General features: G+C 73.1%; 24 protein-coding genes. 7 read left to right on the top strand and 17 right to left on the bottom strand.

Features of this window, described 5'->3' with window-relative positions; genetic code table 11:
* Window positions 1–131: 131 nt before the first annotated feature.
* Window positions 132–968: a hypothetical protein gene (locus tag MCAG_RS25620; RefSeq protein WP_007075857.1), complete on the bottom strand. Its 837-nt coding sequence runs from the start codon at window positions 966–968 to the stop codon at window positions 132–134.
* Window positions 969–1,146: 178 nt separating this feature from the next.
* Here MCAG_RS25620 and MCAG_RS25615 point away from each other — a divergent pair, with 178 nt between their 5' ends.
* Complete coding sequence (locus MCAG_RS25615) at window positions 1,147–2,034, top strand: Crp/Fnr family transcriptional regulator (protein WP_232290274.1); 888 nt, start codon at window positions 1,147–1,149, stop codon at window positions 2,032–2,034.
* An 82-nt stretch (window positions 2,035–2,116) separates the two neighbouring features.
* Here the strand turns inward: MCAG_RS25615 and pheT are convergent, their stop codons facing one another.
* The 9 genes from pheT to MCAG_RS25565 form a co-directional block, all read right to left on the bottom strand.
* Window positions 2,117–4,666, bottom strand: coding sequence for a phenylalanine--tRNA ligase subunit beta (gene pheT / locus MCAG_RS25610; RefSeq protein WP_007075855.1), 2,550 nt, complete (start codon window positions 4,664–4,666; stop codon window positions 2,117–2,119).
* A 41-nt stretch (window positions 4,667–4,707) separates the two neighbouring features.
* Window positions 4,708–5,787, bottom strand: a complete 1,080-nt coding sequence (gene pheS / locus MCAG_RS25605; protein WP_007075854.1) for a phenylalanine--tRNA ligase subunit alpha — start codon at window positions 5,785–5,787, stop codon at window positions 4,708–4,710.
* A gap of 210 nt (window positions 5,788–5,997) precedes the next feature.
* Window positions 5,998–6,804 (bottom strand): RNA methyltransferase, encoded by an 807-nt coding sequence (locus MCAG_RS25600; protein ID WP_050778235.1) that lies wholly within the window; start codon window positions 6,802–6,804, stop codon window positions 5,998–6,000.
* Window positions 6,805–6,887: 83 nt separating this feature from the next.
* Window positions 6,888–7,280, bottom strand: a complete 393-nt coding sequence (gene rplT / locus MCAG_RS25595) for a 50S ribosomal protein L20 (protein ID WP_007075852.1) — start codon at window positions 7,278–7,280, stop codon at window positions 6,888–6,890.
* A gap of 32 nt (window positions 7,281–7,312) precedes the next feature.
* Window positions 7,313–7,507: a 50S ribosomal protein L35 gene (rpmI, locus tag MCAG_RS25590; RefSeq protein WP_007075851.1), complete on the bottom strand. Its 195-nt coding sequence runs from the start codon at window positions 7,505–7,507 to the stop codon at window positions 7,313–7,315.
* An 18-nt stretch (window positions 7,508–7,525) separates the two neighbouring features.
* Window positions 7,526–8,176: a translation initiation factor IF-3 gene (gene infC, locus MCAG_RS25585; protein ID WP_007075850.1), complete on the bottom strand. Its 651-nt coding sequence runs from the start codon at window positions 8,174–8,176 to the stop codon at window positions 7,526–7,528.
* A 342-nt stretch (window positions 8,177–8,518) separates the two neighbouring features.
* Entirely contained in the window at window positions 8,519–8,992 is a 474-nt protein-coding gene (locus tag MCAG_RS25580) for a PH domain-containing protein (RefSeq protein ID WP_007075849.1), read from the bottom strand.
* A 238-nt stretch (window positions 8,993–9,230) separates the two neighbouring features.
* Window positions 9,231–10,076, bottom strand: coding sequence for an ATP phosphoribosyltransferase (hisG, locus tag MCAG_RS25570; protein ID WP_007075848.1), 846 nt, complete (start codon window positions 10,074–10,076; stop codon window positions 9,231–9,233).
* A 45-nt stretch (window positions 10,077–10,121) separates the two neighbouring features.
* The gene (locus MCAG_RS25565; protein WP_036375234.1) at window positions 10,122–10,385 is read right to left on the bottom strand and encodes a phosphoribosyl-ATP diphosphatase; all 264 of its coding nucleotides are present in this window, start codon (window positions 10,383–10,385) and stop codon (window positions 10,122–10,124) included.
* 135 nt (window positions 10,386–10,520) lie between these two features.
* Here MCAG_RS25565 and MCAG_RS25560 point away from each other — a divergent pair, with 135 nt between their 5' ends.
* From MCAG_RS25560 to MCAG_RS33935, 4 genes are all read left to right on the top strand, one after another.
* On the top strand, window positions 10,521–11,396 hold the full coding sequence (locus MCAG_RS25560; RefSeq protein ID WP_036375232.1) for an ABC transporter substrate-binding protein: 876 nt from the start codon (window positions 10,521–10,523) through the stop codon (window positions 11,394–11,396).
* Window positions 11,393–12,238, top strand: coding sequence for an amino acid ABC transporter permease (locus MCAG_RS25555; RefSeq protein ID WP_007075845.1), 846 nt, complete (start codon window positions 11,393–11,395; stop codon window positions 12,236–12,238). Before MCAG_RS25560 ends, MCAG_RS25555 begins: the two co-directional genes overlap by 4 nt.
* A gap of 2 nt (window positions 12,239–12,240) precedes the next feature.
* The gene (locus tag MCAG_RS25550) at window positions 12,241–12,984 is read left to right on the top strand and encodes an amino acid ABC transporter ATP-binding protein (RefSeq protein ID WP_036375229.1); all 744 of its coding nucleotides are present in this window, start codon (window positions 12,241–12,243) and stop codon (window positions 12,982–12,984) included.
* A gap of 270 nt (window positions 12,985–13,254) precedes the next feature.
* Entirely contained in the window at window positions 13,255–15,018 is a 1,764-nt protein-coding gene (locus tag MCAG_RS33935; RefSeq protein ID WP_050778059.1) for a tetratricopeptide repeat protein, read from the top strand.
* Window positions 15,019–15,130: 112 nt separating this feature from the next.
* On the opposite strand, the gene ribH is transcribed toward MCAG_RS33935, so the two are convergent.
* From ribH to rpe, 7 genes are all read right to left on the bottom strand, one after another.
* On the bottom strand, window positions 15,131–15,631 hold the full coding sequence (ribH, locus tag MCAG_RS25540; RefSeq protein WP_007075842.1) for a 6,7-dimethyl-8-ribityllumazine synthase: 501 nt from the start codon (window positions 15,629–15,631) through the stop codon (window positions 15,131–15,133).
* Between the two features lie 2 nt (window positions 15,632–15,633).
* The gene (locus tag MCAG_RS25535; RefSeq protein ID WP_007075841.1) at window positions 15,634–16,899 is read right to left on the bottom strand and encodes a bifunctional 3,4-dihydroxy-2-butanone-4-phosphate synthase/GTP cyclohydrolase II; all 1,266 of its coding nucleotides are present in this window, start codon (window positions 16,897–16,899) and stop codon (window positions 15,634–15,636) included.
* Window positions 16,896–17,600: a nicotinamide riboside transporter PnuC gene (gene pnuC / locus MCAG_RS25530; protein ID WP_007075840.1), complete on the bottom strand. Its 705-nt coding sequence runs from the start codon at window positions 17,598–17,600 to the stop codon at window positions 16,896–16,898. Before pnuC ends, MCAG_RS25535 begins: the two co-directional genes overlap by 4 nt.
* Window positions 17,597–18,280 (bottom strand): riboflavin synthase, encoded by a 684-nt coding sequence (locus MCAG_RS25525; protein ID WP_007075839.1) that lies wholly within the window; start codon window positions 18,278–18,280, stop codon window positions 17,597–17,599. Before MCAG_RS25525 ends, pnuC begins: the two co-directional genes overlap by 4 nt.
* A gap of 1 nt (window position 18,281) precedes the next feature.
* Entirely contained in the window at window positions 18,282–19,343 is a 1,062-nt protein-coding gene (gene ribD / locus MCAG_RS25520) for a bifunctional diaminohydroxyphosphoribosylaminopyrimidine deaminase/5-amino-6-(5-phosphoribosylamino)uracil reductase RibD (RefSeq protein ID WP_007075838.1), read from the bottom strand.
* 404 nt (window positions 19,344–19,747) lie between these two features.
* The gene (locus tag MCAG_RS25515) at window positions 19,748–20,776 is read right to left on the bottom strand and encodes a response regulator (RefSeq protein WP_198141624.1); all 1,029 of its coding nucleotides are present in this window, start codon (window positions 20,774–20,776) and stop codon (window positions 19,748–19,750) included.
* A complete protein-coding gene (rpe, locus tag MCAG_RS25510; RefSeq protein ID WP_007075836.1) occupies window positions 20,706–21,386 on the bottom strand; it encodes a ribulose-phosphate 3-epimerase in 681 nt (226 codons plus the stop codon). Before rpe ends, MCAG_RS25515 begins: the two co-directional genes overlap by 71 nt.
* 258 nt (window positions 21,387–21,644) lie before the next feature.
* Between rpe and MCAG_RS25505 the strand changes: the two genes are divergently transcribed.
* Complete coding sequence (locus tag MCAG_RS25505) at window positions 21,645–22,535, top strand: septum formation family protein (protein ID WP_036375225.1); 891 nt, start codon at window positions 21,645–21,647, stop codon at window positions 22,533–22,535.
* An 87-nt stretch (window positions 22,536–22,622) separates the two neighbouring features.
* Complete coding sequence (locus MCAG_RS25500) at window positions 22,623–23,510, top strand: septum formation family protein (protein ID WP_007075834.1); 888 nt, start codon at window positions 22,623–22,625, stop codon at window positions 23,508–23,510.
* Window positions 23,511–23,536 lie beyond the last annotated feature (26 nt).

Below are 23,536 nucleotides of genomic sequence, written 5' to 3'. Positions count from 1 at the left end.
CATCCTTCGGGCGTCGGGGGATTGCCGCGCCGCCGGCGTCTCGCCGGGGACGCCGTCGGGAACCGGCGGCGGCCCGTCCGGGTCGTCGAGGTCCCCGGTCTGCCGGGGCACGGGCCACGGCGGGAATCCGTTCACCGGTCGCCCCCGCCCCGGCCGAGGATCGCGTCCCGGCCGACCGACCCGATCGCCGTCGCCCCGGGGCCGATAGCGTTCTGCCCCCGCACCCGAACGTCGCCGGTGCGGATGCCATCCGCCGTCGCGCGGCCACCGGCGTCCGGGCGGGACGGGCCCGGCGGCGGGCCCGCCGGCACACCAGCCGCGCCGTCGTCCGAGACGCCCCGGGGATCGTCCGGCCCGTCCCCGGCCAGCGCCGGCCACGACGACAGGTCCTCGTCCACCACACAGAGCCAGGCGAACTCGTCGAAGCCCTTGTCGGGCTTGCTGATCCGCACCCGCCGGAAACGCTCGGGTCGCATCTCCTCCGGGTACTCCGACACCACGTCGCGGAATATCTCGGCGGACACCACCAGCGCGACACCCGCGTCGTGAAACGCCGCCAGCGCCCGCCGGACGGGGTCGGCGTCGCACAGCCGGCTGACGAACACCACGGCGTTGCCGGGAAATCCGTTCGCCCCGTCGAGGTGGACGAGCCCCTGGTGGACAGCGATCCGCAGCCGCACCCGCGCCGCCGGCAGCCGACTACTGTTGTACGCCCGCAGCCGCCGGTTCAGCTCGGGCACGAACCGGCCGATGACCCGCGCCTCGGGCACGTCCCGGGGCAGAATCGCCAGTTCCCCGTCGCCAGCCTGCTGCGTGCTCCAGGCCACCCGGTCCAGTCCGACGGCCTCGGCGGCGGAGTGCAGCAGCTCGTGGAACGCCTGCTGCGCCTCGTACTGCTGCAGGTTGCTGCGCCGGCTGTAGCGCTCCATGTCCACGGAGATCAGCAGTCGTCGCTCGGGATGGTCCATCGGTTTGCCGCCTCTTCCTCACCGGGCCCGCCTCCGTCGGGCGGGCCGCCGGGAACATCGAAACGGTGGCGGCCGACCGGAACCCCGTAGATGTACGGCTTCCGGCGGATTCTGTCCGGCACCGGTCATCCCCCGCTGAGCCGGTATCCCGGCGGGCCGGGCGGGCTGTGCTGGAGGCATGACGGACCCCGTGACCGAACTGCTGTTGGCTGCCGGCTGGTCACCGGTCGAGATTCTCGCGGTGCTGGCCCTGCAGGCCGTGGCGGTCACCCTGATCCGCACGGGGGCCTCACGTTACGCGCAGGGCCGGCTACGCTTCGACGGTTTCCGTCCGACAAGGAGGGCGAGACCGTCGATGCGACACCACGAGCTGCCCCGAGCCGAGTGGCCGTACGGCACCTTCCTGCGAAGGCTGGACCCGCCGGCCCGCGCCGCCCTGCTCGGCCTGGGCGTACGTCGCCAGGTGCCGGCCGGGCAGATCCTGATCCACGAGGGCGTCCGCGAATCGCACCTGGTGCTGCTGGAGGAGGGGCTGACCAAGGTGACGGCCAGCGTGCCCGACGGGCGGGCCGCGCTGCTCTCGCTGCGCGTCGGCGGGGACCTGATGGGCGAGATGTCGGCCCTCAACGACAAGCCGCGCTCGGCGACGGTCATTACCTGCGGGCCCACTGTCTACAGCGTCATCTCCCGGAACCGGTTCAACCGGTTCCTGCGGGCGCACCCGCAGGCCGCCCTGGAGCTGGCGGCGATGGTCTCCGACCGGCTGCGCTGGTCCAACCGCCGCCGGATCGACTTCACCTCGTACGCGGTGAAGATCCGGGTGGCCCGGGTGATCGCCGAGCTGTGCCGTACGCACGGCCGGCGCAGCCCCGACGGGGTGGTCATCGACGTGCGGCTCACCCAGCCGGAGTTGGCCACGATCTGCGGTGCGGCGGAGACGTCCATCCAGAAGACGCTGCGCGAGCTGCGGGCCGAGGGCCTGGTGGACACCGACTACCGGCGCATCACCGTACGCGACCTGCCAGGGCTGCGCACCCTGGGCAAGCTGGACCCGGAGGAGCACTGACGGCCGGTCGGGCCTGGGCGGCGGCGGTTAACAGGGGCCCCTTCCTATACAGAAAGCGTTAAGAGGGGCCCCTGCTTACACCTCAGGTGCCGCGGAGGGTGGCGCCGTAGCGGTCCGCCGCGCGGGCCACCGCCGCGTCACGGGCCGCCACCGCTTCCTCGACCGTCAGGGTGCGGTCGGGGGCGCGGAAGGTCAGCTTGTACGCCAGCGACCGCCGCCCCGCTCCGAGCTGCTCCGAGGCGTAGACGTCGAACAGCCGCACGCCCTCCAGCAGCTCACCGGCGCCCTCGACGAGGGCCTGCTGCACCTGCGCCGCCGGCACCCGCTCGTCCACCACCAGGGCCACGTCGATCAGGGCCGGCGGGAAGCCGGAGACCGTCGGGGCCGGGGCGACCGGGGCGGCCGGGAGCGCGTCGAGGTTCAGCTCCATCGCGCTGGTGCGCCTCGGCAGCTCCAGCGCGGCCAGCACGGCCGGGTGCAGCTCGCCGGCGTGCCCGACCACGACCCCGTCGACCAGCAGCTCGGCGCAGCGGCCGGGGTGCCACGGGGCGTACTCGGCGGCCCGCACCTCGACCCGGTCGGCGGGCAGGTCGGCGGCGGCGAGCACCACCCGGCCGGCCTCGACGGCGTCCGCCCAGCCGGCCGGGCGGCCCGCGCCCCACCAGCCGGCCGGCTCGACGTCCCCGGTCAGCACCACGGCGACGTGCCGGGGCTGGTCGGGCACGACCGCGTCGGCGGCGGCGAGCTCGGCGTCGGTGGGCCGGCGGTCCACGCCCATGGCGGGCGGTGCGCCGGCGCCGGGGCGCGGGTGGAAGACCGCTCCGATCTCGTACAGGGCCACGTCTCGGTGGCCCCGGCCGAGGTTGCGCTTGCAGATGCCGAGCAACGGGCCGAGCAGCGTGGTGCGCAGCAGCGGCTCCTTCTCCGACAGCGGGTTGGCCACCCGTACCGCCCGGCGGCGCGGGTCGTCGGCGGGCAACCCGAGCAGGTCGGCCAGCTCGCCGGCGACGAACGGGTGGGCCAGCACCTCCACGTACCCGCGCTCGGCCAGCGTGCGGGCCACGGCCCGGCGGCGGCGCTGCTGCCAGGTCAGGCCGCGTCCGGGCGGCGCGGTGGGCAGCACCGACGGCACCCGGTCGTACCCGTCGAGGCGGGCCACCTCCTCGACCAGGTCGGCGGGGTCGGTGAGGTCGGGACGCCAGCTCGGCGGGACCACGGTGAGCACGTCCGTGCCCCCGGTGGCCGGCACGCCGGCGGAGCCCGGGTCCTCGCCGAGCCGGTCGGCGCCCCGCGTGACGTGGCAGCCGACCTGCTCCAGCAGGGAGACCACCCGCTGCGGGGAGTACGCGACGCCGACCCGCCGGCTCGGCAGGTCCGCCGGCAGGGTGACCGGGGTGCGCGGCCGGATGTGGTCGAGGTCGAGAATCTCGGCCCCGGCGGTGCCGCCCGCGTGCTCGGTGAGCAGCCCGACGGCCCGCTCGATGGCGACCAGCGGCAGGGCGGGGTCGACGCCCCGCTCCCAGCGCTTCGCCGCCTCGCTGAACAGCTTGTGCCGGCGGGCGGTGCGGCCGACCATCACCGGGTCCCAGTGCGCGGCCTCGAAGAGCACGTCGGTGGTGGAGGCGACGACCTCGCTGGTCTCGCCGCCCATCACGGCGGCGAGCGAGACGGGGCCGGTGTCGTCGCAGATCACCATGTCCTCGGCGGTGAGGGTGCGGGTCACCCCGTCCAGGGTGGTCACCTTCTCCCCCGCCTCGGCGCGGCGCACCACGAGCGGACCGGTGATCCGGGCGGCGTCGAAGGCGTGCATCGGCTGACCCAGTTCGAGCATCACGTAGTTGGTGATGTCGACCGGCAGCGAGATGCTGCGGACGCCGGCCACGGTGAGCCGCTGCCGCATCCAGCCGGGGGTCGGGGCGGTCGGGTCGACGCCGCGCACCATCCGGGCGGCGAACCGGTCGCAGCCGACGGTGTCGCGGATCTCGACCGGGTACGCCGGCTCGGCCGTCGCGCCGGGGGCCGGTGCCAGCCCCGGGTCGCGGAACGGCACGCCGAGGGCGTGGGCCAGTTCCCGGGCGATGCCCCGGACGCTGAGCGCGTACCCCCGGTCGGGGGTGATCTCCACCTCGACGACCATGTCGTCGAGGCCGACGACCGGGCGGGCGTCGTCACCGGGCTTGGCGGGGGTGTCCTCGGGCAGCACGATGATGCCGGAGTGATCGTCGCCCAGGCCCAGTTCCTTGGCGGAGCAGATCATGCCGTTGGAGTTGCGCCCGTACGTCTTGCGCGCGCCGATGGCGAAGCCTCCGGGCAGCACGCCGCCGGGGAGGATCACCACCACCCGGTCGCCGGGGGCGAAGTTGCGCGCCCCGCAGACGATCTCCTGCGGCTCGCCGGTGCCGTTGGCGGCGCCCACGTCGACCCGGCAGAACCGGATCGGCTTCTTGAAGCCGGTCAGTTCCTCGATCTCCAGGACCTCGCCGACGACCAGCGCGCCGGTGACCGTCGACCGCAGGTCCACGATCGACTCGACCTCGATGCCGAGGTCGACCAGCGCCTGCTCCAGGTCGGCGGCGGGCAGGTCGGCGGGGAGGTCGAGGTACTCCCGCAGCCAGCTGACAGAAACTCGCATGACTCTCAGACCACCGTCTCGTTGTCTCGTGCCCGCACCGTCTACGCCCCGGCCCCGAACGCGCGGGTGAACCGCACGTCGCCCTCGGCCATGTCCCGCATGTCGCTGACCCCGTGGCGGAACATCACGGTTCGGTCGATACCCATGCCGAACGCGAATCCGGAGTAGACCTCCGGGTCGATCCCGCAGGCGCGCAGCACCCGGGGGTTGACCATGCCGCAGCCGCCCCACTCGACCCAGCGCGGCCCGTCGCGGTGCTCGGGGAACCACACGTCGAACTCGGCCGACGGCTCGGTGAACGGGAAGTAGTGCGGTCGCCAGCGGGTCTTCGCGCCCTCGCCGAACATGGCGCGGGCGAAGTGGTCGAGGGTGCCGCGCAGGTGCGCCATGGTGATGCCCCTGTCCACCACGAGGCCCTCGACCTGGTGGAAAACCGGCGCGTGGGTGGCGTCCAGCTCGTCGGTGCGGTAGACGCGGCCCGGCACGACCACGTAGATCGGCGGCTTGCGGGCCAGCATGGTGCGTGCCTGCACCGGGGAGGTGTGGGTGCGCAGCACCAGCCCGGAACTCTCCGCGCCGTCGGGCGGTGCGATGTGGAAGGTGTCCATCAGCCCCCGCGCCGGGTGGTCGGCGGGGATGTTCAGGGCGTCGAAGTTGGTCCACTCCAGCTCGACCTCGGGCCCCTCGGCCACCTCGTAGCCCATCCCGACGAACAGGTCGCTGATCTGCTCCATCAGGGTGCTCAGCGGGTGCCGGGCGCCACGCGGGCGGCGGTCGTAGGGCAGGGTGACGTCGACCCGCTCGGTGGCCAGCACCCGCTCGGCCTGCTCGCGGTCGAGGACCTCGGCGCGGGCGGCGTAGGCCGCCTCGATCGAGCGGCGGGCCTCGTTGACCCGCTTGCCGGCGTCGGCCTTCGCGGCCGGCGGCAGGGCGCCGATCTCCCGGCGGGCCAGGGAGACCGGGGACCGGTCACCGAGGTGCGCGGGGCGCAGCGCGGTCAGCGCGTCCGGGTCGGCGGCGGCGGCGAACGCCTGCTCGGCGTCGGCCACGGCACCGGCCAGGGCGTCCGGGTCGAGCAGGGCGACCTGCTTCGGGTCGTACGGATCGTTGCGGTAGGTCATGGCGTACGGGCACTCCTCACGGCGGCGCCGGCCCTGCACGGGCGGCGAGGCGAGTCTACGGACGCGCGGCTTCGCCGCAGCCCGCCGGTGGGGAGTCGCGCAGGGGAAGGGTCAGGCCCGCCGCCCGCCGACACCGGCGGGCTGGCTAAACGAACGCCGTGGCGCGTTCATCATCTCGGGCGACTCCCTGCTGTGTGACCGCGCCGCCCGTCAGGGGCGTCGGCGCAGTGCTCTGGCTGAAGCGTACAGGCAGACGGCGGCGGCCGCAGCCAGGTTCAGGCTCTCGGCGCGCCCGTGCAGCGGCACCCGCACCCGGGCGTCGGCGGCGGCGGCCAGCCCGCCGGGCAGCCCGTGCGCCTCGGAACCGAACAGCCAGGCGGTCGGTGCCGCGAGGGCGCCGCCGTCGGCGAGGTCGTCTAGGTCGCTGTCGCCGTACCCGGTGGTCGCGAGAACCGCCAGGCCGGCGGCGCGTAACGCTTCGACGACCGCGACCGGGTCGCCGGCCCGGACCACGTCGACGTGGAAGAGGCTGCCGGCGGAGGCCCGCACGCACTTGCCGTTGTACGGGTCTACGGCGTCGCCGGCGAAGACCACCGCGCCGGCCCCGGCGGCGTCGGCGGTGCGCAGCACCGTGCCGGCGTTGCCCGGGTCGCGGATCTCGGCGAGCACCGCCACGAGGCGGGGGCCGGCGGCGAGGGCCGCGTCCAGTGGCACGTCGAGGTGCCGGCAGACGGCGACGAGTCCCTGCGGGGCGACGGTCTCGGCGAGGGCGGCGAGAGCTTCGTCGGTGACATCGGAGACCGGCACGTCGGCGTCGGCGGCGTGCTCGGCCAGGTCGGCGTACCGGTCGAGGGCGGCCGGGGTGCCGAACAGCTCGGTGACCGTGCCGGGGCGGGCCAGGGCCTCCCGGACGGCCTGCGGGCCCTCGGCGAGGAACCGGCCGGCGGCGTCGCGGTCGCGGCGGCGGTGCAGCCGGCGGGCGGCGACGACCCTGGGGGTACGCGGGGTGAAGGGCATGGTGGGCGGCTCCACAGCGCGACCGAGGCGCCCGCCGCGCGTCGTGGACGACACGGGGGGCGCCTCGGTCGGGTGCTGGCGGATCAGGCGGCCTGGGCCGCCGCGCCACCGGTGCCCTCGGCCGCCACGGCGGCGCGGGCGACCTCGACGATCGCGGCGAAGGCTGCCGCGTCGTTGACGGCCAGGTCGGCGAGGATCTTGCGGTCGACCTCGACGCCGGCCAGGCGCAGGCCCTGGATCAGCCGGTTGTAGGTCATCCCGTTGGCCCGGGCGCCCGCGTTGATCCGGGTGATCCAGAGCTGCCGGAAGTCGCCCTTGCGGTCGCGACGGTCCCGGTAGGCGTACTGCATCGAGTGCAGCACCTGCTCCTTGGCCTTGCGGTAGAGGCGGGAGCGCTGACCGCGGTAGCCGCTCGCGGTCTCCAGCAGGGTACGACGCTTCTTCTGGGCGTTCACAGCCCGCTTGACGCGTGCCATCTCAACTCCTTCTTCGGTTCAGGTGGCGCGCGTCAGCGGCCGAGCAGCTTCTTGATGCGCTTGGTGTCGGCCTTGGCCAGCTCGACCGTGCCGGTCAGCCGCCGGGTCTGGGTGGAGGGCTTCTTCTCCAGGTTGTGGCGCAGCCCGGCCTGCTGGGCAACGATCTTGCCCTTGCCGGTCACCTTGACCCGCTTGCCCATACCCGTGTGGCTCTTCATCTTCGGCATTGGAACGTCTCTCCCCTGTTACTGACCGCTGGTTTCGGCGGTCGTGCCGGTCTCACCGGCTGCTGCGGTCTCGCCGGCCGCCGGAGTCGCGCCGGCCGCCGGAGTCGCGGATTCCTCCGCGACCCGCTCCCGGGAGGCACCGCGGGACGCCGTCGCGGCGACCGCGGAGGCCTTGACGGCCCGGTGCGGGGCGAGAACCATGATCATGTTTCGGCCGTCCTGCTTCGGAGCGGCCTCCACGTAGCCCAGCTCCGTGATTTCGGACTCGAGCCGGCGCAGGAGCCGGTAACCCAGCTCAGGGCGGCTCTGCTCCCGACCGCGGAACATGATCGTCACCTTGACCTTGTCGCCGGCCTTGAGGAACCGCACCACGTGACCCTTCTTGGTCTCGTAGTCGTGCGGGTCGATCTTCGGCCGGAGCTTCATCTCCTTGATGACGGTCTGCTGCTGGTTTCGCCGCGCTTCGCGCGCCTTGAGTGCGCTCTCGTACTTGAACTTGCCGAAGTCCATGAGCTTGCACACCGGCGGGCGCGCCATCGGCGCAACCTCGACCAGGTCCAGGTCGACGTCCGCGGCCAGCTGAAGGGCGCGCTCCAGCGGGACGATGCCCACCTGCTCACCCTCGGGACCGACCAGTCGGACCTCACGTGCCCGGATCTGCTCGTTCACGCGTGGTTCGACGCTGATGGGGCCTCCTCGAGTCGAATTCTCTGCGGTGGCCGACTCCCGCGACCCCCGTGGTGGGGGCCGACCCGGAAAGCAGAAGGCCCCGGCGCATGCCAGGGCCCGCTCGACCGGTCGGCACGATCACAGGATCGCGCATCCGGGCCCGGGACGTGCCCGGAACCGGTGACCGGAACCCGGCCACCGACTGGGGTGACTCGGGTGGGAGCAGGCGCTCCGCTTCAGGACGGCCCACGTGTGGAACACGGGGGCAGTCTGGTCGACTCAGCAACACTACACCGCCACCCGACCCGCCCCCAAACCGGGCACCAGGTCGGCGCGGTGGGATCAGCGCCCGGCCGCGCCCTCGACGAGGGCCGCGAGGTGGGCCTGGTGCAGCCGGCGCAGGGCACGCACACCCTGCACCGCCAGCTCCTTGTCGGCGGCCTGGAGGGCCACCAACGGCAGCAGGTCGTCGTCGTGCAGCTCCAGGCTCGCCCACGGCGCGCCCCGGTCGAAGCGCACCCCCCGCACGACCTCCCAGGGCAGCTCGTACGAGCCGAGGACGTTGCGCACCCGCACGCCGAGCGCGTCCGCCTCGACGCGGGGCCGGGTGAACAGCAGGATGCCGAGCGCGCCGAGGACGCCCAGGCCGATCATGGCGAGCTGGTCGCCGCGCTGGAAGGTGCCGTAGCCCTCGCCGGTGGGGCCGGTCAGCGACGTGGCCACCAGGCTGAACACGACCAGTAGCGCGGCGGCCGACACCCAGCAGACCAGCCGGATCCGGCGCGGGCGCAGGATCACCGGTTCGGTTTCGCTCACCCGTGCAGTCTGCCACCCACCGGCCGGGGCCCGGAGTGTGACCCCTGCGTGTCGCCGCCCCGGCGGCGTCCGGACGCGCCGGCCGGCGACCACCACCGCCAGAGGCAGCCGCCGAGATCGTTCGCCGGAGATCGGGGCAGCGGCCCGCTCCCCAGCGCCACGTCGCCCGCCGCCTGGGCCGCCGGCGCCACCCCGCCCAGCACCACCGTCGACAGGGCGGCGACCGGCGGCAGCGGCCTCACAACCGGCAGGCGTGGATGTTGGTGACCAGGATGGCGCGGGCACCCAGCTCGTACAGCTCGTCCATGATCCGGTGCACGTCGTCGCGCTGCACCATCGCCTGCACCGCCACCCAGCCCTCGCGGTGCAGGGGCGAGACGGTGGGCGACTCGATGCCGGGGGTGAGCGAGCTGGCGCGGTCCAGCAGCCCGGCCGGCACGTCGTAGGCGAGCATCACGTAGCGGCGGGCGACCAGCACCCCATGCAGCCGGCGCAGCAGCTGCGCGGCCTGCGGGTGCTCGGGGGCGCCGCCCCGGCGGACCAGCACCGCCGAGGAGTGCAGCAGCGGATCGCCGAAGACGACCAGCCCGGCCTGGCGAAGCGTGGCGCCGGTCTCCACCACGTCGGCGACGACGTCGGCGACGCCGAGCCGGATGGCGTTCTCCACCGCGCCGTCGAGCCGGATCACGTCCGCCTTCACGCCGAGTTCGGCGAGGTACCGCTCGACCAGCCCGGGGTAGGCGGTCGCGATCCGGTGCCCGCCCAGTTCCTGGACGTCGGCCACGTCCTGCGGGCGGGCGGCGAACCGGAAGGTGGCCCGGCCGAACGCCAGGTCGACCACCTCCTCGGCGGGTGCGCCGGAGTCGATCAGCAGGTCCCGGCCGGTGATCCCGACGTCGAGGTCGCCCGAGCCGACGTAGGTGGCGATGTCCTTGGGCCGCAGGTAGAAGAACTCGATGTCGTTGGCCTCGTCCGGGCAGACCAGGTCCTTGGGGTCGGCGCGCTGGCGGTAGCCCGCCTCACGCAGCATCTGGGCGGCCTTCTCGGCCAGGGCGCCCTTGTTGGGTACGGCGACACGCAGCATGACGGAGTGCTCCTTCGATCGGATCAGATCAACGGCGGGGCGCACTCACAGATGTCGGTAGACGTCCTTCAGTTCGAGACCGGTGGCCAGCATCAGCACCTGCGCCTGGTAGAGCAGCTGGGAGATCTCCTCGGCCGCCCGCTCCGGGCCCTCGTGCTCGGCCGCCATCCACGACTCGGCCGCCTCCTCGACGACCTTCTTGCCGATGAAGTGCACCCCCTTCTCCAGCGCGGCCACCGTGCCCGAGCCGGGGGTGCCGGCAGCGGCCTTGGCCTGCAGCTCGGCAAACAACTCCTCGAACGTCTTCACGGGGTGCGATTCTTCCAGCACCCGCCCGGCCGGGCGCGCGGCGGGTCCCGCCGGCCCGCCGACCGGCCCGAATTGCCTACCGGGGCAGTGCGACACACCTGCGCGACGGCCGTCGATGGCTCTACGCTGTCCGCCATGCTCAGCTCCCGTACCGTCGCGCTCGCCGCCGCCGGCACCGTCCTCGTCGCGGTAGCCGCCTGCGCGCCCCAGGGCGACGACATCTCCACCACCCCCGCCACCCCCGCCGCCACGGCCGGCCCGGACTGCCTGAAGGGCAAGCTGCCCACCCGGACGCCGGGCAAGCTCACCGTCGCCACCGACGATCCGGCGTACGAACCGTGGTTCGTCGGCAACAAGCCGGAGAGCGGCGAGGGCTTCGAGGCCGCCGTGGCCTACGCGGTGGCCGAGAAGCTCGGGTACGCCCGCGCCGACGTCACCTGGACCCGGGTGAAGTTCGACGTCGCCATCGCCCCCGGCCCCAAGGAGTTCGACTTCGACATCAACCAGTTCTCCATCACCGAGGAGCGCAAGAGCGCGGTCGACTTCACCGGGCCGTACTACCTGGTCCGGCAGGCCGTGATCGCGAAGAAGTCCGCGAAGATCGCCGGCAGTGCGTCGCTGGCGGACCTGCGCGACGCGAAGCTCGGCGCCCAGGTCGGCACCACCAGCTACCAGGCCATCACCGACGTGATCAAGCCGAAGGCCAAGCCGCAGGTATACAACAGCAACGACGACGCCAAGAAGGCCCTCCAGAACGGGCAGATCGACGGCCTCGTGGTGGACCTGCCGACCGCCTTCTTCATCACCGGCGCGGAGATCACCGACGCGACTGTCGTCGGGCAGCTGCCGCAGGTCGGCACGCCGGAGGCGTTCGGGCTGGTGCTGGACCGCAACTCCCCGCTCACCCCCTGCGTCACCGGCGCGGTCGGCCAGCTCACCGCCGACGGCACGATCAAGAAGCTGGAGCAGAAGTGGTTGGCCCAGGTCGCGGGGGCGTCCGAGCTCAAGTGATCCTCGCCCCGCACGAACCCTCCGCGGCGCAGCGGCGGAGGGAGGCATACCGCCGCCGCCAGACCGTCACCAGCGTGCTGGTCGCCGCCGCGTCCACGGCGGCGCTCGGCACGCTGCTCGTCGTCGCGGTGACCGGCGCGCCCGGGTGGGACCGGGTCCGCCGGTCCTTCGCCGACCCGGCGATCGCCCGGGACGCGCTGCCCGAGGTGCTCGCCGGGCTCTGGCTCAACGTCCGGCTGCTGTTCTGCTGCGCGGCCGGCGCGCTGCTGCTCGGCCTGCTCGTCGCGATCCTGCGCACGCTGCGGGGCCCGGTCTTCTTCCCGGTCCGGGCCCTCGCGGCCGGCTACACGTACACGTTCCGGGGCCTGCCGCTGATCATCGTGCTGTACGTGCTCACCCTCGGCGTGCCCGGCCTGCGCCTCGCGGGCATGCCACCGGTCCTGGTGCTCGGCGGGCTCGCGCTGGTGCTCACCTACGGCGGGTACCTGGCCGAGGTGTTCCGCGCCGGCATCGAGTCCGTGCATCCCAGCCAGCTCGCGGCGGCCCGCTCGCTCGGGCTGAGCTACCGGCAGACGATGCGGCACGTGGTGCTGCCGCAGGCCGTCCGCCGGGTGGCCCCGCCCCTGCTCAACGACGTGGTCGCGTTGCAGAAGGACGTCGGGCTGGTCTCCCTCGCCGGGCCGATCGACGCGGTACGCGCCGCGCAGATCGCCACCGCCGAAACGTTCAACTACACACCGTACATCGTGGCCGGGGCGCTGTTCGTGCTGCTCGCGATCCCGCTGATCGCCGTCACCGACTGGGTGACGCTGCGCGCGGCCCGGCGGCAGGAAAGGGGCTGACGATGACGCTGCTGCGGTGCCGGGGGCTGCGCAAGACCTTCGGCGGCCACGTGGTGCTCGACGGGCTCGACCTGACCGTCGACGAGCACCGGGTGGTGGCGCTGATCGGCGCGTCCGGTTCGGGCAAGTCGACGCTGCTGCGCTGCGTCAACCTCCTCGAAGAGCTGGACGACGGCACCATCGAGCTGGACGGCGAGGACATCTCCGACCCCCGGGTCGACCCCGACCGGGTACGCCGGCGCATCGGGATGGTCTTCCAGTCGTACAACCTGTTCCCGCACCTGAGCGTGCTGGACAACATCTCCCTCGCCCCGGTGCGGGTGCACCGGCGGCCCCGCGCCGAGGCGCAGGCGCAGGCGCGGGAGCTCCTCGACCGGGTCGGGCTCGGAACGAAGGCGGACGCCTATCCCGACCAGCTCTCCGGCGGGCAGCAGCAGCGGGTGGCGATCGTGCGGGCGCTGGCCAACTCGCCCCGGCTGATGCTGCTCGACGAGATCACCTCGGCGCTGGACCCGGAGCTGGTCGGCGAGGTGCTGGCCCTGGTCCGCGAGCTCAAGGACGACGGGATGACGATGGTGCTGGCCACGCACGAGATGGGGTTCGCCCGGGAGGTCGCCGACCAGGTGTGTTTTCTCGACGGTGGGCGGGTCGTCGAGTCCGGGCCGCCGGAACGGGTGTTCGGCGACCCGACCGAGCCGCGCACCCGCCAGTTCCTGCGCCGGATCATCGCCGCCGGCCGGCTCTGACCCACCGCGAGGCCGGACCGCCCTGGATGGCGCGTGGACCTGGCGAGTGTCGAGCGACAGTTTCCGCCGCCCCATTTCCGGGGAACGCAAATTGCTGCTCTCCGACCGCCCACCAAATAGCTAAGCTTCACTTGCATCTGGTGAGGGCATGGCGCGGCTGGAATCATCTTCCGTCGTGAGTCACGTTTCGATGGATTTGATCAGATGAGTCGACGCTGGTGGGTACGGCTGGGCGGGGGCGCGACTGCGGCGCTGGCCGTAGCTGTCGGAGTGGCGATCAACCAGGTGCTCGACAACGGCAGGTTGAGCTGGCCCTGGCTGGTCGCCGCAGTGAGCATCGCGCTGTTGACCGTGGTGCTCGACCGGCGTCTGAGTGCGGCCGGGGAACCCGGCGCGGTTCGGGACTCGGATCTCGAACTGTCCGCCGTCACCCTCACGCAGGCCGGTCACCCTCGGGATTCTCGTGCCAACATCGACCTGAAACTCCGCAACACCGGGGGCCAGCCGGCCATCCTCCACCGCGCCACGTTCCACATCCACGATGCGGTCAGCCTTTCGCCGCATCACCTGGTCGGGTTCCTGCCCTACGAGGAGTTCTGGGTCCGGGGTGTGCTGCATGTCAGCGCCACGTACGACCTCGCCCTGCCCGAGGTTGAGCAGGCCGCTGGCAGCCGCCAGGAACTGGATCTCTCGCAAGCCATCGAACCTGCCGGCACGGATCGTTTCCACATCCGGCTCGGCATCCCGCCAACCCAGGACACCCTGATCTACCGGCTTCATTTCGACATTCACTACGACGCGCACCGCACTGTCACCTCACAGGCCCTCGTGATCGCGCATCCGCCCGGGAGCTGGCTCGTCACCCCCGACGAGATCCGCCGCGATCTGCATCGTTTCCGCCAGGCCGTGCGCCAGGTGCGCGATGCCATCGACCGGGAGATGACCGCCCGAGGTGTGCCGATTCCCGATTGGGACAGCCACCCGCCCGCCGGCAGGGAAGACCTGCCGGCCAATCTGCTCTCCGTCGATGGAGACGCAGAATACCCTCTTGGCGCCGACCCTCGTCGGGGAATCTACGAAGTCAACGACGCGTTCTGGAACCCCGAGGATTCTCTCACTCGACATCTGCGTGACATCCGCGACTACTGCGCCCGGGTCGTCGCCATCATCACCGGTGTCGACAACCGCGACGACTCGTTGCCCCTGGTCCTAGCCCAGGCACAGGCCATCATCGATCAGCTTCCGGCGCTCGCTGCGGAGTTCAGCGCGCCGGAGAAGATGATCACGGGCCAAGACCACGCGGGCAGCGGCAGCCCGGACACCACCGACGAGCTCCTCCGATTGCTGGGCAGGCAGCAGCTGGAAGAGTTGCGGGCGCGCGCCAGTGCCGGCGAACTAGACGCCGCACATCAGTTGAATTCCGCCTTCGGTCTGGTCGACAAGATACGACGGTTGGGACCCGACCACCCGGAGGCACTCAACGCCAGGGAAACCCTCATATTCTGGCGGGTAGGCGGGGACAAGGCCGGTGCCGCGGTTGCCCTGGCCGAGCTCATCCCCGACCAGTTGCGGGTCCACGGCCCCGATCATCCACGCACTCTCGATGCCCGTCACCACCTGGCCATGTGTCGCGGAGAGACGGGCGATCCCGCCGGAGCAGCGGCTGCACTCGCCGAACTCGTACCCGCGCGGGAACGAGCGCTGGGCCCGGACCATCCCGACACCCTGAACAGTCGACACGAACTGGCACGGTGGCGCGCCATGGCGGGTGATCCCGTCGGCGCTGGGGAGGCATTCGCCGAACTCGTCGCAGACCGGACCCGGGTCCAGGGCCCCGACCACCCGACCACCCTCTACGCCCGGCACAACCTCGCCGTGTGTCGCGGGAAGGCGGGGGATGCCGCCGGAGCAGCGGCGGCACTCGCCGAACTCGTCGCAGACCGACGACGAGTGTTGGGCCCAGACCACCCCGACACCGTCACTAGCCAACGTGAACTGACCCGCTGGCAGAATCAGGCAGGCGCGACATCGTGACTGCGGGTCTGGGCGGTCGACCTGCCGGACGCTGTCGGCGATATGGCGGCATCAGCGGGCCGGGATACCGCCATATCGCCGACATGACGGGCCACAGCCCGGCCGGGGCGGGTCAGCGGCCGAAGCCGAGCCGGTGGCCGGCGGCGGCGTCCAGGCCGCGTACCGCCAGCGCCGCGTCCAGCGCCGCCACCGTCGCCGACCAGCCCTTGTCCTCGGCGGAGCCGGGCAGCCCGGCCCGGTCCCGGGCCTGCTCGATCGTGTCCACCGTGAGCACCCCGTGCGCCACCGGCTTGCCCTCGTCGAGGGCGACCCGGGTCAGCCCTTCGGTGACCGACTTGCACACGTAGTCGAAGTGGGCGGTGGCCCCCCGCACCACCACGCCGAGGGCGACCACCACGTCGAAGCGGCGGGCCATCGCCTGCGCCACCACCGGCAGCTCCACCGAGCCGGCCACCCGGGCCACCACGGGCCGCGCCCCGCACGCGTGCGCGGCGGCGACCGCCCGGTCGAGCATGTGGTCGGTCAGCTCGCCGTGCCAGCGGGCGGCCACGATGCCGACCGTCATCCCGGCGGCGTCGACCGCCGCCACCCCCGGCTCACCGAAACCCGCCATCGCTACGCTCCGATCTCGTCACCGGCGACCGGGCGGCCGAGCGGTGCCTCGGTCGCCTCGTCCAACTCGTCCAGCAGGTGGCCCATCCGGTCCCGCTTGGTGCGCAGGTAGCGCACGTTCTCCGGGTGCGGCCGGATCGGCAGCGACTCGCGGCCGGTGACGGTCAGGCCGTACCCCTCCAGCCCGGCCCGCTTGGTCGGGTTGTTCGTCAGCAGCCGCATCGACCGCACGCCCAGGTCGTAGAGGATCTGCGCGCCGGTGCCGTAGTCGCGGGCGTCGGCCGGCAGCCCGAGGTCGAGGTTCGCGTCCACCGTGTCGCGGCCCAGGTCCTGCAACTGGTACGCCCGCAGCTTGTGCAGCAGGCCGATCCCCCGCCCCTCGTGCCCGCGCACGTAGAGCACCACCCCGCGTCCCTCCCGGGCGACCCGGGCCAGCGCGGCCTGCAACTGCGGCCCGCAGTCGCAGCGCAGCGAGCCGAAGGTGTCGCCGGTGAGGCACTCGGAGTGCACCCGCACCAGCACGTCCTCCCCGTCGCCAAGGTCGCCCATGACCAGGGCGACGTGCTCGGCCGGGTCGTGCTCGGCGCGGTACCCCACGGCCGTGAACACCCCGTACGGGGTGGGCATCCGGGCCGTCGCGACCTGCTCGACCTGCTTCTCGGTGCGCCGCCGGTAGCTGATCAGGTCGGCGATGGTGACCAGGGTCAGGCCGTGCTCGGCGCAGAACTTCTCCAGGTCCGGCAGGCGCATCATGGTGCCGTCGTCGTTGACCAGTTCGCAGAGCACGCCGGCCGGGCGCACGCCGGCCAGCCGGGTCAGGTCGACCGCCGCCTCGGTGTGCCCGGGCCGGCGCAGCACCCCGCCGGAGCGGGCGCGCAGCGGCACCACGTGCCCCGGCCGGGCCAGGTCGGTGGGGTCGGTGGACGCGGCGGCGAGCAGCCGGATGGTGTGCGCCCGGTCGGCCGCCGAGATGCCGGTGTCGATCCCCTCCCGGGCGTCCACCGTGACCGTGTACGCGGTGCCCCGGCGGTCCTGGTTGGTGTGGTGCATGGGCGGCAGGTCCAGCCGGTCGCACTCGTCCTCGGTCAGCGGCACGCAGATGTAGCCGGAGGTGTACCGGACCATGAACGCGACCAGCTCCGGGGTGGCCAGCTCGGCCGCGAAGATCAGGTCTCCCTCGTTCTCCCGGTCGGCGTCGTCGACCACGACGACGGGCCGGCCGGCGGCGATGTCCGCGACGGCCTGCTCGATGCTGGCGAAGGTGGTCATGCCGGGACCTCCGAGTAGGTGGGCGGAAGGGTGGTGCGGGCCGGGCGGGCGGTACGCGAGGTGCGCCACCAGGAGGCGAAGCCCCAGACGCAGAGCGCCCCGTAGACGAGGTACATCGCCGCCGACGGGTAGAACCCGCCGCGCAGTAGCAGCGGCACGCCGACGGCGTCCACGGCGATCCAGACCAGCCAGAACTCCACCCAGCCGCGGGCCATGCCGTAGGTGGCGAGCAGGCTGCCGGTGAGGATCCACGCGTCCGGCAGCGGCCCCCAGGAGCCGAGCGCGGCCAGCACGGGGTACGCGGCGGCGGTGCCGGCCGCGGCGGCCAGCAGCAGGCCGAGCCGCTCCCGGTTGGTGGCCCAGCGCGGGGCGACCGCCGCGTGGGCGCCGCCGCCCGCGCCGAAGCGGCGGTTGCGGGTCCAGCGCCACCAGCCGTAGACACTCACGGCGAAGAAGAACACCTGCCGGCCGGCCTGCCCGTAGAGGTCGTGCGCCTGCGGGGTGGCGAACGCGCCACCGAGGAAGACGGTGAGCAGCAGCGCGTTGCCGACCATGCCGACGGGCCAGGCCCAGACCAGCCGGCGCAGCCCCAGCAGGGCGGACGCGAGGCCGAAGGCGTTGCCGACGATCTCCCGGACCAGCACGGGCGAGCCGGCGACGTGCACCTGGGCGTCGAGCAGCCAGCCGAGCGGCCCGGTCACCGCACGCCCCCGCCGGCCGCCTGGTCGCCCCCGCCGGCCAGCCGGCCCTCGTCGCCGCCGGCCAGCCCGTCGCCGCCCCCGCCGGCCAGCCGGTCGCCGAGCAACCGCTCGACGTACTTGGCGAGCACGTCGACCTCCAGGTTGACCGGGTCGCCGGCGACCCGGTCGCCGAGGGTGGTCAGCTTGAGGGTGGTGGGGATCAGCCCGACGGTGAACCAGTCCGGCCCGACGCCGGCCACGGTCAGCGACACCCCGTCGACGGTGATCGAGCCCTTCTCCACCACGTACCGGGACAGGGCGGCTGGGAGCCGGAAGCGGACCGTCTCCCACTGCTCGGCCGGTTCCCGGGACAGCACCTCGCCGACGCCGTCGACGTGGCCCTGCACGAGGTGCCCGCCGAGGCGGCTGTTCAGCGCGGCGGCGCGCTCCAGGTTGACCGGGGCGCCGGGGCGCAGCGCGCCGAGCGCGGAGCGGCGCAGCGTCTCGCCCATCACGTCGGCGGTGAAGACGTCGCCGTCGACGTCGACCACGGTCAGGCAGACCCCGTTGACGGCGATGGAGTCGCCGTGCCGGGCGTCGCTGGTGACCAGCGGGCCCCGGATGGCGACCAGCGCGTAGTCTCCCCCGGTCTCGGCCATCCGGACGACCTCGCCCAGCTCCTCGACGATGCCGGTGAACATGTCAGCCCTCCCTCTTCCGGGGCAGCGCGGTGATGCGCAGGTCCGGACCGACCTGCGTAACGTCGGTGATCTCCAGATCGATGGCGTCGGCGATGGTGGTCACGCCGGCATCGGCCAGCGCGGTCGGCCCGGCGCCGAGCAGCTTCGGCGCGACGTACCCGACGACCCGGTCGACCAGGCCGGCGGCGAGGAACGCGCCGGCCAGCTTCGGGCCGCCCTCCAGCAGCGCGGCCCGGACCCCCCGGTGGTGCAGCTCCGCGAGCAGCGCCGGCAGGTCGACCCGGCCGTCCGGGCCTGCGCCGACCTCCGCGGCCGTGGCGACCCACGTCCGGGCGGCACCGTCACGGACCCGGGCGTCGGCGGGGGTACGCCCGAAGGTGTCCACGACCACCCGCAGCGGCTGCCGGATGGCCAGGGTGCCGTCGCGCAGGTTGCGGGCGGTGAGCCGGGGGTCGTCGGCGAGCACGGTGCCCACCCCGGCGATGACCGCGTCGACGGTTCCGCGCAGGGCGTGCACGTCGATCCGGGCGGCTTCCGAGGTGATCCACATGCTGGTGCCGTCGGCGGCGGCGGAGCGCCCGTCGAGCGTGGCGGCGTACTTCCAGGTGACGTACGGCCAGCCGCGGCGCATCGAGGTCAGCCAGGCGACGTTGCCGGCCTCGGCCTCGGCGGCGCGCACCCCCACCTCGACGTCGAGGCCGCCGGCGCGCAGGGTCGCGGCGCCGCCGGAGGCGACCGGGTTCGGGTCGGGCACGGCGATCACCACCCGGGCGACGCCGGCGGCGATGAGCGCGTGGCTGCACGGGCCGGGGCGGCCGGTGTGGTCGCAGGGCTCCAGGGTGACCACGGCTGTGCCGCCCCGGGCCCGCCGGCCGGCCTGGGCGAGCGCGACGATCTCGGCGTGCGGTCCGCCCGCGTACGCGTGGAATCCCTCCCCGACGACCTCGCCGTCCGCATCGAGCAGCACGCAGCCGACCACGGGGTTGGGGCTGGTGGTGCCGAGGCCACGGGTCGCGAGCGCGATCGCCCGACGCATCGCGTCGTCCACGGAGACGCTGGCCATCGCCCTGTCCTGCCCTCTCACTCGCCGGTCCGCGCGCGGGCGAACATGGGAGGCCGCGGGCAGGCGGCGGCGGTCCGGGGACGGCAAAGCCGGCCCGGGGAGCCCACGCGGGGCTGGGATCAGCCGCCGACACAGGGCCCGCCCCGTCCCGCGCGCTGTCTCCCATCCGGACTGTCTGGGGGTGGGCCGACCCGCCCCCAACCGTCGGCCCCGGATTCTCACCAGGTCCACCGGGCGGCAGGGCCGTCCGGGTCGCGGGCTTACCACGGCGCGCAGCCGTGGATCACCGCCGGTTCGGAATTACACCGAGTCCCGCCAGCGCGTGGTGGGTACCTTGAGAAGTGTGGCACGGCGCGCGCCGCGCGTCTGCCCTCGGGGAGCTACCTCACACAGGTGGGCAAGATTCAAGAAACGCTGCGTCGGCGGTCGACCGCCACGTACGAGCCGGGTTGGCTCTTGGCCACGGACTTCATCTCCGACGCGACCGCGATCGCATCCAGCGGGTTGGTCAGGCGCCTGTCGGCGTCGGAGACGGACACCCCGATCGAGAGGGTGACCAGGGCCGCCCGCCGGATGTTGCCCCGGCGGTCCTTCAGCTCGACGTAGCCGCGTTGGGCGTCGGACTGGTCGTAGAGCTTGTCGGCGGCGGTCTCGAAGTCGACCACCGCCCGGGAGGTGAGCGGGCGCACCTGCTCGGGGGCGCAGACGACGACGAAGTCGTCGCCGCCGACGTGGCCGAGGAAGGCCGGCGGCAGCCCGATCGCCACGACCGCCCGGTGCAGGCTGCGGGCAAGGGCCGAGATGAACTCGTCGCCCCGGACGAAGCCGTACCGGTCGTTGACGCTCTTGAACCGGTCGATGTCGACGTAGCCGACGGCGTAGTCGACACCGCTGCGGACCCGGTCGCTGATCTCCCGCCGGATCCGGGAGTTGCCGGGCAGCCCGGTCAGCGGCGAGACCTCCCGGAACTCCTTGTTGCGGCGCAGCGTGGAGCTGACCCGGGCGACCAGCTCTGCGGTGTCGAAGGGCTTGACCAGGTAGTCGTCCGCGCCGGCGCTGAGCCCGTGGACCTTGTCCACGGTCATCCCCTTGGCGGTCAGCATGATCACCGGCAGGGCGGAGGTCATCGGGTTGGCGCGCAGCCGCCGGGTCAGCTCCAGCCCGTCGATGCGCGGCATCATCAGGTCGACCACCGCCAGGTCGGGTCGCTGCCGCTCGATCACCTCGAGGGCCTCCTGGCCGTCGCTGGCGTGGATCACCTCGAAGCCGTGCAGCCGCAGGTTGAACTCCACGAACCGGGCGATGTCGGCGTCGTCGTCGACGACGAGGATGACGTCGGGGCGCTCGTCGGCCGGGTCCACCTCAGGCCCCGGCGGACGCGCGCTCCGCCAGCCCCCGCAGGCAGCGGACCGCCTCGGCGGGGTCCTCCGCACCGTAGACGGCGGTGCCGGCGACGAAGGCGTCCGCGCCGGCCGCGGCGGCCTGCTCGATGGTGTCGGCGGCGATCCCGCCGTCGACCTCGATACGCAGCTCCAAGTGGCCGGCGTCGACGTGCCGGCGGGCGGCGCGCACCTTGTCCAGCAGTTCGGGGATGAACCGCTGCCCGCCGAAGCCGGCCTTGATCGTCATGATCAGCAGCGTGTCGAAGCTGGGCAGCAGCTCCAGGTACGGCTCGATCGGGGTGTCCCGGTCGATCGCCAGCCCGGCCCTCGCCCCGGCCGCCCGCAGGTCCTTGGCCAGCGACACCGGGTTGTCGCACGCCTCGGCGTGGAAGGTGACGTTGTACGCACCTGCGTCGGCGTACCCCGGGGCCCACCGGCGCGGGTCTGTGATCATCAGGTGCACGTCGAACGGCAGCTCGGTCGCGGCGCGCAGGCTCTGCACGACGGGCAGCCCGATGGTCAGGTTCGGCACGAAGTGGTTGTCCATGACGTCGACGTGCAACCAGTCCGCAGCGCCCTCGACGGCACGGACCTCTTCGGCGAGACGAGCGAAATCGGCGGCGAGGATGCTGGGCGCGACGATCGGCGGCGGTACGGTCACGAAGTCAGTGTACGAACGCGGCCACCAGCCGCCCGCATCGCGGCACCTTCCCGGACGCGCTGTGACCCAGCCGTGACCGGTGGTGCAAGATTGGCCGGTCCGGATGGGAAATTCGGACGAAAGTCCGCCGCGACTGGCCGATCGACGGAAACGCGGCAAGACTCCATGCAGGACGGTGACGTAAGCTGCACGCCCGGTGGCGCGGTAACGCCGCACGGGCCGTGGAGCCCGACCGTCAGCTCCCGGGAAGGGCAGACGATGCGACGGTGGCTTGTGGCGCTGGCGCTGGCCGGCACGGTGATGGCACTGCTGGGCGGCTGCGCCCGGCCGCCCGGGGCCGACGGCGACCTCACCGACGACTGGCCGGCACTGCGGGAACCGCAGATGTTCATCCCGGCCACCGACGCCTGCCTACCCCGGATCACCGCGGTCGTGCAGGCCGGCACGTACGAGACGGTGGACTGCTCCCGCAGCCACCTGGCCGAGACGATCCACGTGGGCATCTTCACCGACCCCGCCATCGACGCCGGCCCGCGTCCCGAGGGGGGCACGCCCGTGCTGCGCGACGCCCGCGCCGAGTGCGACCAGCGGGCCCGGGAGGTGCTCGGCGGCGACTGGCACTCGGCCCGGCTCAGCCTCACCATCGCCCTGCCGTCAACCTCCGCCTGGGCGAGCGGGGCCCGCTGGTACCGCTGTGACCTCAGCGAGACCGACAGCATCGACAACACCCGGCCGGTCAACCGCGTCGGCAGCCTACGCGGCGCGATGGTCGGCGACTCGCCGCTGACCCACCGCTGCTTCGACCCGAAGCTGATCGGCACGAACCTGAACTACATGGCCCCCGTGTTGTGCACCGAGCCGCACCGCGCCGAGTTCGTCGGGGTGTACACCGAACGCGAAATGACCTGGACCGAGTTCGTCCGGTCCAACCAGCAGGTGCACCGCCGCTGCATGGCGCTGATCGCCGAGTTCGCCAAGGTGCCCAACAACAGCGAGTTGCCGTACCGGGCGGGGTCCATTTTCTACCCACCGTCGCAGCGGGAGTGGAACGAGGGCGACCGCGGCGTGCGCTGTTTCCTGTGGAGCGACAACCGCAAGCTCACCCGGTCGATGCACGGGGCTGGGCCGAAGGGGCTACCCGCGAGCTGAACGCCGGTGCCGTAAGCTCCCGCTCCGTGGCGCGCCCGGCGACGGAAGCCGGTGTCCGCGACCACCAGCGACGGGGAGGTTGAGCGGATGCGGCGATGGTGGACGGCGGTCGCCGGGGCGGCGGGAGCGGCGCTGGCGCTGGCCGGTTGCGGCGCGCCGGCCGGGCTGGACGGCGACCTCGCCGACGACTGGCGGGCGATGGTGACGCCGACGCAGTTCGTGCCGGCCGCCGGGACATGCCACACCGTGTTCGCCGACGTCGGCTACCTCAGCGGCTACAACCCGGTCGACTGCGCGGGGTCGCACCGGGTCGAGACCCTGCACGTCGGCACACTGAGCGGGTCCGCCGCCGAGCTGAGCGCGCCCCCGGCCCCCGGGTCGGCCGGGATGAGGGCCGTCCGCGCCGAGTGCGACCGGGAGGTGAACGAGGCCCTCGGGGCCGACTGGCGCTCCGGCCGGCTGAACCTGTCCGCGGTCTTCCCGTCCCGGCAGGCATGGTCCGGCGGGGCCCGCTGGTTCCGCTGCGACGTCAGCGAGGTGGAGAGCGTCGACGACCCCAGCGCCGTCCCCCGCACCGGCAGCCTCGCCGGTGCCCTGAAGGGCTCCTCGGCGCTGGCCCACCGCTGCTTCAACCCGAAGATCAAGAAGGACGACGTGGAGGAGATGATCCCCGTGTCCTGCACGAAGAAGCACCGCGTCGAGTTCGTCGGCGTCTACCAGGCCCCCGACGTCTCGTTCGGCCAGATCGACAAGAACCGGCTGCGCATCCACAAGGGCTGCCGGACGCTGATCGCCTCGTACGCGAAGGTGCCGAACGACGGCGACCTGGAGTACCGGGCGGGGACCATCTTCTACCACCCCTTCGAACCGGAGTGGAAGGACGGCAACCGGGGGGTGCAGTGCTTTCTCTGGGTCGACCGCGACCTCACCCGCTCGGTGAAGGGCGTGGGCACCAGGGGCCTGCCGGTGCAGTGACCCGCCCGGCGGGCGGCTGACGCGGC

Origin of the sequence: Micromonospora sp. ATCC 39149 (genome assembly GCF_000158815.1) — a bacterium.
In the GTDB taxonomy this organism is placed as follows: Bacteria; Actinomycetota; Actinomycetes; order Mycobacteriales; family Micromonosporaceae; genus Micromonospora.
The sequence above is the reverse complement of the archived record's forward strand: the minus strand, read 5'-3'. Positions and strand labels throughout refer to the sequence as shown.